The organism is Chryseobacterium sp. MMO-72 (assembly GCF_037146035.1).
In the GTDB taxonomy this organism is placed as follows: domain Bacteria; phylum Bacteroidota; class Bacteroidia; order Flavobacteriales; family Weeksellaceae; genus Chryseobacterium; species Chryseobacterium indicum.
Window position 1 is genome coordinate 265,846 of the sequence record NZ_JBBCWG010000001.1, and the last position, 16,648, is coordinate 282,493.

Consider the following 16,648-nt stretch of genomic DNA (forward strand, 5'->3'; position numbering starts at 1 on the left):
TAAACAACAGATATTTATTTTATTACCTTGAGATATTTTATAGAATTTTCCTACAACGGCAAGAATTATTTCGGTTACCAGATTCAGCCGAATGCTATTTCTGTGCAGGAAGAGCTGGAAAAAGCACTTTCCACGATTTTACGAGAAGAGATTAAGACAACGGGAGCGGGAAGAACGGATACGGGCGTTCATGCGAAGAAGATTTTTGCTCATTTTGATACGGAGAAAATTCTGGATCAGGAACTGGTGAGAAGGCTGAACAGTTTTCTTCCGGCGGATATTTCCATTAAAAGAATATTTCCTGTAAAAGATGATTTTCACGCACGTTTTGATGCTACTTACCGAACCTACGAATACTATATTTCCCTTGAAAAAAATCCGTTCACGGAAGAATCGGCGTGGCAGCACTGGAGAAAACCTTTGGATGTCGAAAAAATGAATGAAGCCTGTAAAATTTTATTTGAATATGAGGATTTTACGAGTTTTGCAAAATTACATACCGACAATAAAACCAACCTCTGCAAAATGTACAAGGCAGAATGGGAGCAGCATGGAAGTGAACTGAAATTTACCGTTTCTGCGAACCGCTTTCTGAGAAATATGGTGAGAGCTATTGTGGGAACAATGGTAGAAGTTGGTTCCGGAAAATTACAGCCTGAAGACGTAAGAAAAGTTATTGAAGACAAACACCGGAATTCTGCGGGAACTTCTGCACCGGCGCATGGGTTGTACTTGGTGGATGTGGGATATGATTTTGAGTAATATTTAAACACAAATTCCACAAATAATTTTCGATTTTCTTTATTAGATTTGAGTCATTTGTGAAAAATATGGGTGTAATTTGTGTTTAAATGAAAAATAATTAAAAAAACTAATAACATTATGATGGGTATTTTTATTTTGATTGCTGCATACAGATATTATGCGAGACTTGCCGGGAAATTCGGAAAAACGAAGTGGCATTACGGACTTTTAGCCATTGGAATTTATTTAGGAACGCAGTTGGTTTTCGGTTTTTCTTATGGGATTTATGTAGGAATTACTGATCCCGATTCTTTGGATGATTCTAATTTTATGGCTTTTTCAGGAATTAATCTTGTAAGCTGGTTACTTTCAGTTGCCGCAGTATGTGGAGTTTATATGTTTCTGGAAAGTAAATTTATAAAAGAAGCCCGCCAAAAACCTTCTCTGGAAATTGAAGAAATCGGGAAAAAAGAATTGTGATACATGATGGTGACTTGGTATAGAGTCATCATTATTGTTTAAACTTAAAACGAAAATCATGGACGAAATCGAAAGACTTGCCTTTGCATTACAACATTTTGCGGGACTTGAAGAGAATGAATTTCGGCCACAATTTGTAGTTTGCCTCGTCGGACATTCACATTTGCTTCCCTGAATATTGGTTTGCCCTGTCGGAAGTTCATTTTTGCCTGCCCCAAAATTGGTTTGCCCTGTCGGACATTCACACTTGCTTTCCTGAATATGGGTTTGCCCCGTCGGAACTTCCGACGATAAGAACCTGTAAAATCTTGCCGCCGGAGATCTCCGATGATCTGTGTTTTTTGCTCTGCTTAGTTTTAAATTGAGCATTATTATTGTTTTTCATCTATACCATAAATAACACCTATCTGAATTTTTCATGAGTATTTCACAAACTTGTAAAGGCAAACAAATTTGAAAGTCTTATTTTTGCATAGAATTTTATATAATTCTTTTCTTCAATTCGTACAATGAAAAAACAAGATACCTGGGGAATTGTAAAGAGGCTGTTCTTTATCGGAATGAAGTTCCGTTCTTGGTTCATCCTTACTTTAGTGATTTCCATTTTTCTGGCAATAGTTTCTACTTACCGTCCTTATCTTACCATGGAAGTGGTGGATAATGATATTACCAAGCTGAAAGATAAAGCGCTGATGCTAAAGCATATTTATCTTTTGGTCGGTCTGGTTTTCACAGAAACCATTTTAAACTTTTTTCTGGTTTATTTCTCCAATTTCATTTCGCAGAATGTAATCAGAGACATAAGAGAGAGGCTGTATAATAAGCTGATTTATTTTAAAACATCTTTCTTCGATAAAACTCCGATCGGACAGTTGGTGACGAGAGCGGTAGGTGATGTGGAAACCATTGCAACGGTGTATACGGATGGTTTTTTAATGGTTTTCGGGGATGTACTGAGAATTATTTTTGTACTGGTAATGATGTTCAGTACCAATGTTCATCTCAGTTATATTACACTGGCTATCTTACCTTTAATGGTCGTGATTACAAGATTTTTCCAGAAAAGACTGAAAAAGGCATTCGGAGACGAAAGAAACTGGACTTCCAACCAAAACTCTTTTGTTCAGGAAAGACTGGCGGGAATGCCGATCATTCAGGTTTTTAACAGGCAGGAAGCGGAATTTAAAAAGTTTGATGATATCAATATTACTTTAAAGAGTGCTTTGCTGAGAACGGTTTTTATCTTCTCTCTGTTTTTCCCTGTGGTTGAATTAATTTCTTCGCTTTTCATCGGGTTTATCCTTTTTTACGGAGGATATATTACAATCAGTGCGGGAGTTGTGATTGCATTTATCCAGTATATTTCGATGCTGATCCGTCCTTTACGACAGATTGCCGACCGTTTCAACAACATTCAGCGAGGAATCGTAGGCGCAGAAAGAGTTTTAGGATTAATGGATGAAGACAATGCCATGCCGAATAACGGAAAAGTGGAAAAAGATCATTTTGACGGAAAAATAGAGTTTAAAAATGTACATTTTGCGTACGATGAAAAGCAGGAAGTATTAAAGGGCATTAATTTTAAAGTAAATCCGGGTGAAACTGTGGCAATTGTAGGCGCAACCGGAGCCGGAAAATCTACGATCATCAGTTTAATTACAAGATTGTATGATATTAATTCCGGAAATATTTTAATTGATGATGTGGATCTGAAAGATTATGAGCTTTATAATTTAAGAAGCCACATCGGAGTTGTTCTGCAGGATGTTTTCCTTTTCCACGGAAGTATTTATGAAAATCTTTCGTTTGGGGATGAAAGCATTACACTGGATAAAATAAGGGCAGGAGCAAAAGAAATTGAAGTTGATGAATTTATCGAACAGCTTCCGGGAGGATATGATTATGTGGTAAGCGAAAGAGGTTCGTCTATTTCTCTTGGGCAGAGACAATTGCTGTCGTTCTTAAGAGCCTATCTGTCTGATCCGAAGATTCTGATTTTAGATGAAGCCACGTCTTCCATCGATCACGAAAGTGAAAAACTGATTCAGAGAGCCACGGAAAAAATTACGAAAAACAGAACGTCAATCATTATTGCACACCGACTTTCTACCATTGAAAAAGCTGATAAAATTATTGTGATGGAGCATGGAAAAATTGTTGAAGAAGGCAAACATCTCGAACTTCTGGACAAAAACGGATATTACTCCACCCTTTACAAAGCTCAACTGAGACATGAAGTGGAACTGGAAGAAGAAACTAAGAAGTAATTTGTTGTAGATATAAGAAGGTTAAAATCGATTGGTTTTAACCTTTTTTTATTTGATTTCGTATTCTTTCTGTAAAATTTTCAAAAATTCATCCTTGGAAATTCCTTTTTCGGATTTGAAATGAATATTCATCAAGCCTTCGTCTGTAGTAAACTGATCTTTTCTGTAAAGATGATCCAATAAACTCTGAAGTGAATATTGTCTGGTTTCAATGCTGTATATTCTGTCATCAACTATTTTTGTTTCAGATGATACAGGTTCGTTGTCATTTATAAAAGCTTTCTGCTCAATTCTTATATCGTAATCCTGTGTTTTTTCAGCAAAAGGAGACGTAAAAAGCAACATGATGCAAGGAATAGAAATTCCGAACAGAAGATTCCATAACGCATGATAAAGCATGCTGTAAAAAATATTCAGCCTTACACGAATGTAGCTTAAAATAAGTCCACCCGATAACTGAGAAGCCACAATGAAGGGAGACAATGCATAAAAAGTCCACGAATCATTCACGTAATTATCCAGATGTACCAATCCGAAGATGATTGAGGAAATATAAACGAGAAACGGAAAAATTCTGTTCCATTTTTCCCTGCTGATAAAGTGTGAAAAGAACTTTTTGTAACGAAGAACATACCGGAAAATAAATTCTTCCGAAAGCGGAGCAAAAATTACCATTAAAAAGACTGCCTGAAGCCATGTTAAATTTTCAAAAGCATCGGATGGTTTTAGAGTAATGCATTTTTCCGCCAGATAGTTTAGAGGAAGTACGACAATCAAAAAGAAAACGATCTCAATAATCAGAAGATTAGAGATGAGCTGAAGTTTTCTTTTGGAAGAAAGTGCTGTCTGCAGATCATCGGGCTTTTTCATGAACTGTAAAAAAGCGGAGATATCATGTTTAAATCTCAGAAAGTAATTCACGGATTGTTTTTAGGAATAAGTTTTAAGAATTATAAATTGGTTACGGTTTTTATTTCTTTTTAAAGGTACAGAAAATAAAGTTTTGGACAGTGCTGAAAGGGGTAGTGTGATCTTCTGTGATACAATCTGTTTTTTCAAAGCTGTTTTCAAAAATAGAATTCATCGATTCTTCATCATATTGCGAGATTTCAAGTCCGCTGCATTTTTTCGGACCGTTTTTAGAAAAAGTTCCTACAATAAGGTTTTTCGAAACCGCTTTTTCTGCAATTCTTACATATTTTGAAATATCTTCCGAACGGGTAAGGAAATGAAAAGCTGCTCTGTCATGCCAGATATCATACGTTTCTTCAGGAGTAAAGGCGGTGATGTCTGCAACAATCCAATGTATTTTTTCTGCGTCTTTCCCTAACCTTCGTTTTGCTCTTTCCAAAGCTTTTTCAGAAATATCAAGAACGGTTATGTTTTCGTAGCCCTCTTCCAGAAGAAAATCTGCCAGATTGCTGTCTCCGCCGCCAATATCGATAATTTTTACACTTTTATCCGATCCTAAAGATCTGATGAGTTCCAGTGAGGTCTGCGGTTTTTTCTGCGCCCAGCTTACTTCTTCAGGGGTTTTTGTTTCATAGACATTTTCCCAGTGGCTTTTATTGGTCATTTCGAAATACTTTTAGAAATGCTAAATTAAAATTTTAACACCAAAGTTGTTTAAAGTAAAATGGTAGAAAACTCTATAGAGTTTTATCTGTGTAAACAGCATATTCGAAAGGCGTTCTGCGTTCCGTAGGAACGCTATCTATAGAAAATTTATCGTATTTAAGATATCAATCCTATGGATTGATGACGGATGTATTCTTATTTCTACACAGATTCTGCTCCTAAAGGAGCAAACTCTTTTACTTTAAACAACTTCATCAAACTTGTTTCATCAAACTTAGACCCTCACTGCCAATGTAGCTAAACCTGCTGATAAATAATAGGATAGTATATTGACTTTCTCAAAGAAAATAATACTCCTCATCATTTGTATCTTTTACAGTTGCATAAGAAGTAAACAAATCTATCTTTTGAAGGACATTTTCCCGTAAAGTTTACTCACATTAAAGTATAATCCGGCAATTTTATATTTGCCTTTTTCAAACTCCTGATAATCGCACATTCCGTCATAACTCTGCGATTGGGCTTCCATTTCAAACATATTCATGAGTACATATTCATGAGATATGGAAATTACATGAAAGCCTGTTCCACACGTCATTCCGTCTCCGCTGGAAAGAAATGCTTCCAGTAATCCGTGAAAATTACGTGAAATCTTTTTTGCTGTCACCTCGTCTTTGGTGAGATGGTACATATAAGCGAGATAATTCATTGCCCTTAAATCCAGAGGATTTTTTTCCAGAGTTTGTCTGAACAGTTTAATTCCTTTTGGCAGATCTTTATCAGATATTTCTCCACGGTAGAATTTCGTCATTTCTTCAAGATTATCGTCGATTTTATACGGTTCATAATCTGGCTGAAAGGTATATCCGTAATAGAGATGGCGGTACTGTTCCTGGGTAATGAGTGTATCGTTCTGTTTTAGTTTTTTCAGGAGATCGGGATAGTAAAACTCCGACTTTTTATCTTCTATGTTCTTCTGAATGGAAGCATAATCGGGAGCTTTGAATTCCGGCTTCTGGGTTCTGAAAAAATTAAACAGTAATAAAAGTGCTACGGTAAAAGCGGTTTTAAGCGTCATTGTTATTAAGTTTTTAAATTATTTATTTAAACGTTAAATCTGTTAAAAATGTATATATATTATAAAATAATTTAGATTGTCGTAAATATTTTATTAAAATGTTGTCTAAATCTTATGTTTGTATGGAATATTTCATTAACTTTATTCAGAATTTAAACACGACCCCCTTGTTTTGGTAGGGTGTTTGATGTAAAGAGATAGTTTTAATTAAATCCAAAAATATAGATGAAGAATATACAAGATGAATTTCAGGTTTTTAAAGACGAATTAAGAAAGTTGAATATCGAAGTACAGAAAGTGGTAAAAGTAGGAAACGGCAGTATGGATTTCCACGAAGTTTTTTATAAATCGCCGAGGTATGAAGATGTGAAGAGTGTTTATATTCAGAGGCATAATCTGGACAATATTTTAGAGAAATTTAAGCAGGCTTATCATTAAAATAAAAAGTTCGGCTCAGGGAACCTGAGCCGAATTTTTTTTATCATCAATTAATCTTTATCCAGCGTTGAGGTTTTCTTTGTATCCTTCATTGTGGCGTACACTACAAAAGAAAAGAAAATACAGACAGTAATGTACCAGTAGAAATAATGTTCCACATTCGCCTGTTTAAACCAAAGTGCGATGTATTCTGCAGTTCCGCCGAAAATAGCAACCGTTAAAGCGTAAGGTAATCCTACCCCCAAAGCTCTTACTTCAGAAGGAAAAAGTTCTGCTTTTACAACCGCATTAATAGAAGTATAGCCGCTTACAATAATTAAAGCAGACATAATCAGAAAAAATGCACCCCACATAGAGGTTGTATGGCTTAAAGCATTCAGAAGAGGGTAGGTGAAGACAGTTCCCAAAACTCCGAAAGCTAATAGTAATGGTCTTCTTCCGATCTTATCCGACAGCGCTCCGAAAACAGGTTGCAGACAGGCGAAAATAAAGAGAGAGATGAAGGAAATCAGCGTAGATTCTTCTTTGGTAAGATGAACGGTATTTACGAGAAACTTCTGCATGTATGTAGTGTAGGTGTAGAAAGCCAGTGTTCCTCCTAATGTTAATCCGACAACCGTAATTAAGGCTTTCGGATGTTTAAGCAGTTCCTTTAAAGTTCCTTTTTTCTTTTCACCCAGATCTTTTTTATTCTCAAAAGCTTCGGTTTCATGAAGATTGGTTCTCAGGTATAAAGCAATAACAGAAAGCAAGGCTCCGATTACGAAAGGAATTCTCCATCCCCAATCTTCCAGCTGGGTTTCCGTTAAAAGTAATTTCTGTAAGATCAGCTGAATTCCCAATGCAATTAACTGTCCGCCAATTAAAGTCACATACTGAAAGCTGGAATAAAATCCTCTTCGGTCTGAAGTTGCCATTTCGCTGAGGTAGGTTGCCGAAACACCGTATTCTCCACCTACACTCAGTCCCTGAAGCAATCTTGCGATCAGCAAAAGGAGAGGAGCTAAAACACCGATGGTTTTATAAGTGGGCGTTAAAGCAATCAGTAAAGATCCGAAAGACATCAGCAAAACGGAAAGCGTCATTGCTTTTTTTCTCCCGATTCTGTCGGCAATACTTCCGAAAAGCCATCCTCCGACAGGTCGCATCAGAAAACCGACAGCGAAAATTCCGGCTGTATTTAAAAGCTGCGCCGTCATATCGGAATCCGGGAAAAAAGAATTTGAAAAATAAATGGCAAAAGCAGCGTAAGCATACCAGTCGTACCATTCTACCAGATTTCCGATTGATCCGCCTACAATCGCTTTGATTCTTTGTGCGGTGGTGATTTGTGATGAATTCATACAGGAAAGATATTTCTTTTCTTTAATTGTGAAAAGTATTTTAGATTTAATTTATCTGAAAATGGTATACAAAAACTGACTTCCCAATTCAGGAAGCATATATGTCCTTAAATTTTCGTCTTCGGGTAATAACTTCATTCCCTGCAATCCATTATGCATTTCCATATTTCCAACACCTTTGATGCTAAACATTGCCATCATCAGATGATAGTTTTTTTCATCCATCAGTAGAAAAATTTCAGGTATATCATCCTCAGTTTTGCCGGTAAGATGAGAGAATGCACTTGCGTAAAAATGCTGATACATGGGATCATTAGCTTCTATTAAAGAACTCTCATAATAATATTTAATGATGTTGTAAATTTTTTCGTACAGATGATCTTTTGTTTTCAGGATAAACTGTTTTCTGTAATTTTTTATCGGGACAATTCTTTCGTGCGAAATATGAAAGTATTCCGAATATCCGGAATAGATGACCTCAACTAATGGTTTATGATCAAAGCGGGAAAATTTTCTGACAATAAAATTTTCTTCTATTTTATTTTGTGGAATCAATGCTAAGTTTAATGCGCCTTTTTGTCTGAACTGTCTGTAAAAATCTTTCGTTTCACTACAGTTTAAAGAACTTTCAGATAATTTATCATATTTAATGAAATACCTGTATCCTAAAACAAACTGAATAGCATAGTGAACAGAAACGTGAGATGAATACATGCGGTGTTGATTTCAGACTAATATAAAAAAATAAAACCGCTCTCCGGAAAGAACGGTTTAAAATAGCTAAATAAAATTTTTTAAAACCGATATCCCAGAGACAGTCCGCTTCTGAAACCAAGCCATGGTCCGTCTACATTTACTTTAGCGCCGTTTGCATTGGTTTCTACCGTGTAATTCACATACGGAATATCCAGATCTTCAATTTCCTTTTTCAGCTGAGCCTGCATATCGGGGGTTAAGATCACATCACTCGTCATGGTAAAATCACCCTGTCCTTTTCCGTAATGCGCTCCTGCGATCCAGAAATCCAGTATCAGATTTTTGCTTGGTGTAAGGAAAAACTGTACACCTACCATTACGCCGCCACTGTTTCCGTGTGCGCTTCCGTTTCCTTTCAATGGAATCTGGTAGGTTGTTCCGCTGAATGTATAATCATAGTAAAAATCAAACGTATTGGAAGTTATTTTAGAGTATCTGTAATAAGGCGCTACATAAAATCCTTTTCCGTAGCCTGCTCCCAGATAAAAGCGGGGTTCTATTGTAAAATTGAATGATTTCACTTCAAGGTTCTGAAATCTTTTTTCGTCTTTATCGCTGAGAAATGCATTAATAAATGGAACTTTTCCTTCAGGCATGGTTCCAAATCCCATATTTAAGGAAAACCGTTTACTAAAGGCTCTTTCGTAAGACAGATTGATGTTTCTGAAAACATATGCTGTAACATTTGTCTTGATAATGTTCATTTTATCTGGGGTTTCAGAAACTGTCATTTTAATAACATCCTTTTTAGCCGGAGTTTCAGGAATAGTAGTTTCCTGTGCCGAAAATCCAGAAAAGATAAAAGAGGGAAGGAGGAAGATAAATTTTTTCATGATCTAATATTTAGTGGTTGATATTTTTCAAAAAGCAAAAAGCGGGCAAAAATTGAAATGATAGATTTTTGTGTGAAAAACAAAATGTTCTTTTAATAATTTATTTTTTATTTAAAAAATTTTAAATTTATAATTGTTTATTATTGTATTTGGTAAATTTATTCGCTGCCTATAAAATTAATAAAACCTCTTGTGAAACACAAGAGGCAGATGAACATAATAAAATAAAAAGTAAATCTACTTAATACCGTCAAACATTATATGAATTTACAGATTATCATGTAAAATTATGTTAGAAAATTTTTTCATCAGATGATGGGACTAAACTAACTTAACGTTAACTGCGTTCAATCCTTTTTCGCTTTTCTGTACATCAAAGCTTACTTTATCGTTTTCACGAATTTCTCTGGTGCTTAATCCTGAAGAATGTACAAAAATGTCTTTTCCTCCGTCTGCAGGAGAAATAAATCCGAAGCCTTTTGCTTCGTTAAAAAATTTTACTGTGCCTTGTTGCATGGTAATGGGTATTAAAATTATGGTATTATAAATCTGTCGACTTCACAGATTTTATTTTTGAAACGAAATGACAGGCATTGTAAATCCTATCAGTTTCTGAATGTTTTTTAAATCGTTACGTTCCTGATCGTCACAAAATGAAACTGCTGTTCCTTCAGCTCCCGCTCTTCCGGTTCTTCCGATCCGGTGTACATAGGTTTCAGGTACATTGGGAAGCTCATAGTTAATCACGTTAGGAAGTTCATCAATATCTATTCCTCGTGCTGCAATATCGGTGGCGATCAAAACATTTATCCTGCTGTTCTTAAAATCATTGAGAGCAGTTTGTCTTGCCGTCTGAGATTTGTTTCCGTGGATTGCCATAGCAAAAATTCCTGCGCTTTCCAGCTGTTCAACAAGTCTGTTGGCAATATATTTCGTTTTGGTAAAAACAAGAGAACGCTCTTGTCCTTTATCTTGAAGAATATTAATGAGTAACCCTGTTTTATCTTTTTTCTCTACAAAGTAGACAGACTGCTGTACACTTTTTGCTGTAGAAGATACCGGATTTACTGTCACTTTTTCAGGATTATTCAGGATTGTTTCCGAAAGATTTTTAATACTTTCCGGCATGGTTGCAGAAAAGAACAGGGTCTGCCTTTTCTTAGGAAGCATCTGAATAACTTTTTTTACATCATTTACGAATCCCATATCAAGCATCCGGTCTGCTTCATCCAAAACGAATATTTCAATTTTGGAAAGATCAATATATCGCTGGTTTACAAGATCCAGTAATCTTCCGGGAGTTGCAACCAGAATGTCCACTCTTTTTCTGAGAGCTGAAAGCTGTGCTCCGGCAGATACACCTCCGTAAATAGAGAGTTGCGAAAGGGGTAAATATTTACTGTATATTTTAAAGTTTTCTTCTATCTGTATGGCAAGCTCGCGTGTTGGCGTAAGAATCAATGCCCTGATTGATTTATGTTCTGGTGTCTGTCTTTTCAGAAGCTGAAGGATAGGCATCGCAAAAGCGGCTGTTTTTCCTGTTCCCGTTTGTGCGCACCCTAGAATATCACTTCCTGCTAAAATATGTGGAATTGCAGAAGCCTGTATTTCGGTTGGCTTTGAATATCCGGCTTCTGTAACAGCTCTTACAATAGGATTGATTAAATTTAAATTTTTAAAACTGATCATATTAATTTCGGTTTCCCGTTATGGTAAGCAAATTCATTTTAAGAATTTGAATAGGTTCTGGCTGAGAAACAGTGTTTTATATTGCTGTTATCTCAATGTTCTATTGTATTGCGTTGATATTATTTTAGTAAAATAATGTGAACAGCACACAATGACATATCATCTTTCAAATAAAAAAATGCTGAATTCTACTTGAAATCGCTCTGATAATCGGGTGGCTGAAAAAGCAAACTGAAAGAAAAATTGTGATCTTAAACTATTACAGAATAGCGAAGGCAGAAACCTGTTTTATTAATGCTTTTGCAAATATAAGATAAAATAAGCGAATACTCTTTAATTTAATTAATTGATTATCAAAATTTTATTCTTACCTTTCACGCATAACAGAATTGTTTGCATAATGCCGATAATTTTAATCTAATCTTTATGCAAAAATACGCAGATGCAATTCTGGCATATCCACAAAAATCTCCTTCCGGATCTTTAAAGCAGGTAAGAATCGCATATTTTATTATGATCCATCATAAGCAGGATGTCTTTAAAGAAATGTTTGAAAAGATTTATACCAGAGATCAGTTCTATCTTATACATATAGACCGGAAGGCAAAAGCAGAATTAACGGAGGAAATACAGAATTACCTCGTCCGGTTTCCCAATGTATATATTTTAGAAAGTGTAAACATTGTTTCCGGAGGTTTCAGCATGATCCAGACAGAACTTAATGCGATGGAATATCTTCTTAATGCAAGCATTGAGTGGGACTACTTTATTAATTTAAGCGGTGAAGATTCTCCTTTGAAATCGCAAAATATTATCAGGCAGTTTCTTACTGCTAATAAAGGCAGAAATTATATTTTTTATTACGACCAAAAGTTTTACAGACCAGATACACTTCAGAGAATACAAAATCACTTTACGGAACTTACCCACAAAATTTCTTCCTATGTCTATAAAAGAGAGTTTATGAAAGGCGTTGTGCCTTACATTGGAGGGAAATGGTTTATGTTTACAAGGGAAACCTGTGTTTTTTTAACCAATAATAAAAGGGTTATGGATTTTGAAGATTATTATCTGCATACGCTGCTTCCGGCGGAATCTTTCTTCCAGACGGTTTTAATGAATACAGACTTTTCGGATATTATTGTGAATGATGACAAAAGAGCCGTTATTGAAAAGACTTTTTTCAGCAAAGACCTTCATGCAGAACATTTTATAGAATCTCTGAAGTCGGGAAACCACCTTTTCATCAGAAAGATGAACAGGCATACCCATCAAAATCTTATCGATTACATTGAAGACAACTACCTTCTTCCGCTCACAGAAGTTAATGAGATTGAAAGAGAATTACAAAAACATAAACGCCAGAATAATTAATAATCTTTTATTTTAAAATTTATAAACAAAAGCATTAATGTTCATTCCTGCTCCTACAGAAGCAAACAAAACAATATCTCCCTGCTGGATCTGATGCTGTTCCAGTTCTCCTTTTAAGATCATGGTAAGAAGAGAAGGAATGGTTGCCACGCTGCTGTTTCCGAGTTTCTGGATCACCATAGGCATAATATTTTCGGGCATTTTTAATCCGTATAAGCGGTAAAATCTTTCCACAATGGCTTCGTCCATCTTTTCATTTGCCTGATGGATGATAATTTTATTAACCTGATCAATGGTATATTTACTTTCATCAAGACATTTTTTCATGGCATCCGGAACATGTACAAGCGCAAATTCATAGATTTTTCTGCCCTCCATTTTTATATATTTTGTATCCTGACAGGCTTCATTATCATATGATTTGCCAAAAAACAGATAGTCTTTTTCTTTAAGAGTATAAGAAGCTGAAAGATGAGACTGTATGCCTGAATTATCCTCATTGTTATATTCCAATACAACTGCTCCCGCTCCGTCTGCATAGATCATACTGTCCCTGTCATGAATGTCTACCACTCTGGATAATGTCTCGGCTCCAATAATAAGACATCTTTTTGCCATTCCTGCTCTGATGAAGGCATTTGCCTGAATAACTCCTTCAATCCAGCCGGGACATCCGAAAAGAACGTCATAAGCAACACAGAAGTTATTTTCAATTTTAAGCAGATGTTTTACTCTCGCTGCAAGACTCGGAACCATATCCGACTGCACGGTTCCGTAGCGTACATCGCCAAAATTATGGGCAAAAATAATATAATCGAGAGTTTCCGGATCTATTCCTGAGTCTTTTATGGCGGCTTTTGCAGCAATTAATCCAAGATCTGAAGTAACCTGATCTTGAGATGCGTATCTTCTCTCTTCAATACCTGTAATTTTCTTTAATTTTTCGGTAAGTGAGAAATTGTCATCTTTTAAGAGAACACCTTTATCGTCTAAAAAAATATGATTGTTAAAAAATAAATTATCAATAGTTTCGGAAGGGATACAGTTACCGATTCCAATAATTTTACCTGTCATTTGAAAAATTTTATTTGTGATCTATAAACAAAATATTTAATACTTTTTTATCTTTCGTGTAAACTTTATGAATAAAATACTCAGTCCTGCTGTTCCTGACAGATGTATGTTTCTTATGAATTTTCTCAATAAAAAACGTCATTTAAAAGTGATAATATACTTATTTTCTAGAATGAATTTATAACTCTAAAGGTAGCGGATTAAAAATAAATAATACTATATTTTTACATCTTTATCCACAAACCTATATGAGTTGCATCATATATAATAGATAAGGAAATATTTCCTTCTAAGTTTAGAAAATATCATATTACTGTACGAAAACCGGGAGATCAGGGTGAATAATGATGATGATACATTATTACTTGCCGGTTTTAATATCTAATTATTATAAAGCCGCCCGAAAAATTTTTCGGGCGGCTTTTGTTTTTTATCTAAAAGTTTTTATTTCTTAATGAATTTCGCTGCCTCAGGTTTACTGTTTTTTCCAGAAACTTCAATAAAATAGGAAGCTGGCGGAAGATCAGAAACCTGTACTTTTCCGGATTTCAGATCCGATTGTTTTATGAGTTTTCCATCTAAACTGTAAATTTTTGCTGTTGCGTAATTTTCAGTATCTCCTTTAAGATTAATAAAATCATCTGCAGGATTCGGATAAATTTTTAATCCTTTTGCTTTGGCAGAGGAATCTCCGGCTGCCAATACTATTGTACTTAAAGCCTGAGCAGAGCTTGTGGTCTGGTTATTAATTCCCGCTACCGGAATATTTACCACCGTCTCATTGGTTGTAAGGAGAGGGAATTTATAGGTGCTTCCATAATATGAATACGAAGTATTAACAATGGAGCCTATAGGAAATACAAAAGAAGTATCATTCGGAAGATAAAGATTGAAATTCTGAACAGATTTTACTCTTAAAACATTGGTAAAGGAGGATGAAGCCAGAAGTAAAGTTCCCCATGCATCGGCTGCAAGCGTTATAGTTCCCTTGCAAAGACCGTTGGCGGTTGTTGAGGTGAATGTTCCCTGTGCCTGATCGGTCTCGTTATATCCGTAAGCCGCAGGATAAGAAATAAACGTTCCGTTATTGGCAGATAAATTAAGCGTGGCATCTGTTGTTATAAGACCCGTAATTTCAAGTTTTGAAGCCGATTGTTTATAATAGACTGTATTGGGACTTCCGGTTAGTTTCAAAGTAGAAGCAGGGAAGGTAGAAATTTCAGAAGCTGAAGGAGTAGAATAAACTCCGGGTGCAGAACTGCCTAACACCAACGAAGAATTATTAAAAGTTATATTCGCACCTGTTCCGGAATTATTTGGAGTTCCGGTGGCCGTAAGATAATTGGCATTATCTCCGGAAACAGGATCGTTAAAGGATTTTGTGACGGTTGTCTGAGCGTTACATATACTGTAAACTGATAATACAAATGGTAAAAGTTTTTTCATTCTTTTTTTACTTAAAGATAATCAAAATGTTACGTTCAAAATAATTTTTTAGTCTAAAATTTTCAATAAAATTATGCATCGAATTTTTAACTTTTAAAAACTTAATTTATAAAGAAATTTGGCATTAATTCTTAATCTTGCCGGCTTCGAATATCAAAAAAGCTACTCAAAAAAGAACGGCTATGCTGTGCATTAACTGATATGATTTTTATTTAGTTTTTATTAATGCACAGATGAAAAATTTCGTAATTTTTTCAGAATTGAAAAATAAAACGCAAATGGATTTTTTAGTAATTTCAAATGCTTAATAAATTCAAAAATTAGTGAATAATTATAAGATTTGAATATTTTTAATGGGAAACTATATTTATTGCAAATTTTACTCTTCAGAGATTTTTTTTTAGGTGAATTGTATTTTAAGATACTTTTACTCGCTGGATTTACAAAATAGCTTATTTAAATAGTTGTTTATCAGTTATTTATTTAATTTAAGCTAAATTGAAAAATATTGTGATTTTTACTATTTAATTTATATCAGAATCTATATTTGTACAAAACAAGCAAGGATTGTAAAAATGAAATAATGCAAAAATTTCATGTTGACTTAGTAAATGACTTTGATAAAAAAACAAGAAGGTAAATAACACAAATAGCAGATTTAAAAAATTATGTCTTTAGATATAAAAAACATTCATATAGGAAAAATTATTCGCGAGGTGGTGAATGAAAAAGGGATAGAAATGTACAGAATAGAAAAATTCATGAAATGCACCGAGAAAGAAATTTGTTCTATGTACGAAAAGAAAAGCATAGATACCCATGTTCTTTTGAGATGGAGCAAATTGCTTAAGTATGATTTTTTCAGGATATATGTACAGCATATTATTCTTTTTTCTCCTTCCGGAAAAAGTAAAGCAGGCACAAGCGAAAAGCAGAAGCTGCCCGCTTACCGGAAAAATATTTATACTAAAGAAATTATCAGTTTTGTTCTCGAATTACTGAATAAGAATTTAAAAACAAAAGCTGAAATCATAGAAGAGTATAAAATTCCTAAAACAACCTTATACAGATGGATAGAGAAGTACAACATCCCGAGTTCCGAATAAATTCACCTGATTACAAGAGAATATATACTGATATTCTGGAAATGCGTTATCGTAATAAAAAAGATAAATGCGAAGCGTTACTCAATAAACCGAGGCTTTCGGTAATGGATATCCTTGAACTGGAAAAGAGAATTTTTGATGAAAAGGAAATTCCTGATGAAAAAGAAAACAAGAAGTTCCGGGCGTACGATGATGAAGCTATCCTGCAGATTCTTCGGTATCAGAAAAACAATAATATGAATAATAATGATACTGCGGCTTATTTCAAAGTAAGCAGAAACTCTGTTGCAAAGTGGAAAAGACTGTTTCCCAAAATCTGAAAAGCTTCATATAAGAATTACAGAAATTAACAATTTAAAAAAAGTACTGTAATAATAGGAAATGTTCTTAAGTGAATAATGAAAGTTTATTTACAGATGACAAGGTAAGAAGATCATATTTT

Annotated in this window: 17 protein-coding genes; 7 read left to right on the forward strand and 10 right to left on the reverse strand. The window is 34.8% G+C overall.

Annotation, left to right across the window (positions count from 1 at the left end; all coding sequences use genetic code 11):
* Nucleotides 1-27 precede the first annotated feature (27 nt).
* The 3 genes from truA (at nt 28) to WFH39_RS01165 (ending at nt 3,491) form a co-directional block, all read left to right on the forward strand.
* Nucleotides 28-762, forward strand: coding sequence for a tRNA pseudouridine(38-40) synthase TruA (gene truA / locus WFH39_RS01155; RefSeq protein ID WP_336688468.1), 735 nt, complete (start codon nt 28-30; stop codon nt 760-762).
* Between the two features lie 120 nt (nt 763-882).
* Nucleotides 883-1,224 (forward strand): hypothetical protein, encoded by a 342-nt coding sequence (locus tag WFH39_RS01160; protein ID WP_336688469.1) that lies wholly within the window; start codon nt 883-885, stop codon nt 1,222-1,224.
* 509 nt (nt 1,225-1,733) lie between these two features.
* The gene (locus tag WFH39_RS01165; protein ID WP_336688470.1) at nt 1,734-3,491 is read left to right on the forward strand and encodes an ABC transporter ATP-binding protein; all 1,758 of its coding nucleotides are present in this window, start codon (nt 1,734-1,736) and stop codon (nt 3,489-3,491) included.
* Nucleotides 3,492-3,539: 48 nt separating this feature from the next.
* Here the strand turns inward: WFH39_RS01165 and WFH39_RS01170 are convergent, their stop codons facing one another.
* The 3 genes from WFH39_RS01170 to WFH39_RS01180 all read right to left on the reverse strand — a co-directional run bounded on the left by WFH39_RS01170 (nt 3,540) and on the right by WFH39_RS01180 (nt 6,147).
* A complete protein-coding gene (locus WFH39_RS01170; protein ID WP_336688471.1) occupies nt 3,540-4,412 on the reverse strand; it encodes a CPBP family intramembrane glutamic endopeptidase in 873 nt (290 codons plus the stop codon).
* Nucleotides 4,413-4,461: 49 nt separating this feature from the next.
* Complete coding sequence (locus WFH39_RS01175) at nt 4,462-5,067, reverse strand: class I SAM-dependent methyltransferase (protein ID WP_336688472.1); 606 nt, start codon at nt 5,065-5,067, stop codon at nt 4,462-4,464.
* 402 nt (nt 5,068-5,469) lie between these two features.
* Entirely contained in the window at nt 5,470-6,147 is a 678-nt protein-coding gene (locus WFH39_RS01180; protein ID WP_336688473.1) for a DUF4919 domain-containing protein, read from the reverse strand.
* Nucleotides 6,148-6,372: 225 nt separating this feature from the next.
* On the opposite strand from WFH39_RS01180, the gene WFH39_RS01185 reads away from it, so the two are divergent.
* Nucleotides 6,373-6,585 carry a hypothetical protein gene (locus WFH39_RS01185; protein ID WP_336688474.1) on the forward strand — a complete coding sequence of 71 codons (213 nt, stop codon included), beginning with the start codon at nt 6,373-6,375 and terminating at the stop codon, nt 6,583-6,585.
* Nucleotides 6,586-6,635: 50 nt separating this feature from the next.
* Here WFH39_RS01185 and WFH39_RS01190 read toward each other — a convergent pair whose 3' ends face one another.
* From WFH39_RS01190 to WFH39_RS01210, 5 genes are all read right to left on the reverse strand, one after another.
* Entirely contained in the window at nt 6,636-7,928 is a 1,293-nt protein-coding gene (locus tag WFH39_RS01190; protein WP_336688475.1) for an MFS transporter, read from the reverse strand.
* Nucleotides 7,929-7,979: 51 nt separating this feature from the next.
* Entirely contained in the window at nt 7,980-8,642 is a 663-nt protein-coding gene (locus WFH39_RS01195; RefSeq protein WP_336688476.1) for a hypothetical protein, read from the reverse strand.
* An 80-nt stretch (nt 8,643-8,722) separates the two neighbouring features.
* Nucleotides 8,723-9,517 (reverse strand): DUF3575 domain-containing protein, encoded by a 795-nt coding sequence (locus WFH39_RS01200; protein ID WP_336688477.1) that lies wholly within the window; start codon nt 9,515-9,517, stop codon nt 8,723-8,725.
* Nucleotides 9,518-9,838: 321 nt separating this feature from the next.
* Nucleotides 9,839-10,033, reverse strand: coding sequence for a cold-shock protein (locus tag WFH39_RS01205; protein ID WP_336688478.1), 195 nt, complete (start codon nt 10,031-10,033; stop codon nt 9,839-9,841).
* A gap of 51 nt (nt 10,034-10,084) precedes the next feature.
* Nucleotides 10,085-11,203 carry a DEAD/DEAH box helicase gene (locus WFH39_RS01210; RefSeq protein WP_336688679.1) on the reverse strand — a complete coding sequence of 373 codons (1,119 nt, stop codon included), beginning with the start codon at nt 11,201-11,203 and terminating at the stop codon, nt 10,085-10,087.
* Nucleotides 11,204-11,632: 429 nt separating this feature from the next.
* On the opposite strand from WFH39_RS01210, the gene WFH39_RS01215 reads away from it, so the two are divergent.
* Complete coding sequence (locus WFH39_RS01215) at nt 11,633-12,580, forward strand: beta-1,6-N-acetylglucosaminyltransferase (protein ID WP_336688479.1); 948 nt, start codon at nt 11,633-11,635, stop codon at nt 12,578-12,580.
* Between the two features lie 12 nt (nt 12,581-12,592).
* Here WFH39_RS01215 and WFH39_RS01220 read toward each other — a convergent pair whose 3' ends face one another.
* Both WFH39_RS01220 and WFH39_RS01225 read right to left on the reverse strand, forming a co-directional pair.
* On the reverse strand, nt 12,593-13,654 hold the full coding sequence (locus WFH39_RS01220; RefSeq protein ID WP_336688480.1) for a 3-oxoacyl-ACP synthase III family protein: 1,062 nt from the start codon (nt 13,652-13,654) through the stop codon (nt 12,593-12,595).
* A 444-nt stretch (nt 13,655-14,098) separates the two neighbouring features.
* Nucleotides 14,099-15,100, reverse strand: a complete 1,002-nt coding sequence (locus WFH39_RS01225; protein ID WP_336688481.1) for a T9SS type A sorting domain-containing protein — start codon at nt 15,098-15,100, stop codon at nt 14,099-14,101.
* A gap of 668 nt (nt 15,101-15,768) precedes the next feature.
* On the opposite strand from WFH39_RS01225, the gene WFH39_RS01230 reads away from it, so the two are divergent.
* The gene (locus WFH39_RS01230; protein ID WP_214590959.1) at nt 15,769-16,206 is read left to right on the forward strand and encodes a transposase; all 438 of its coding nucleotides are present in this window, start codon (nt 15,769-15,771) and stop codon (nt 16,204-16,206) included.
* A complete protein-coding gene (locus WFH39_RS01235) occupies nt 16,170-16,526 on the forward strand; it encodes a helix-turn-helix domain-containing protein (protein ID WP_336688482.1) in 357 nt (118 codons plus the stop codon). Before WFH39_RS01230 ends, WFH39_RS01235 begins: the two co-directional genes overlap by 37 nt.
* Nucleotides 16,527-16,648: the final 122 nt, after the last annotated feature.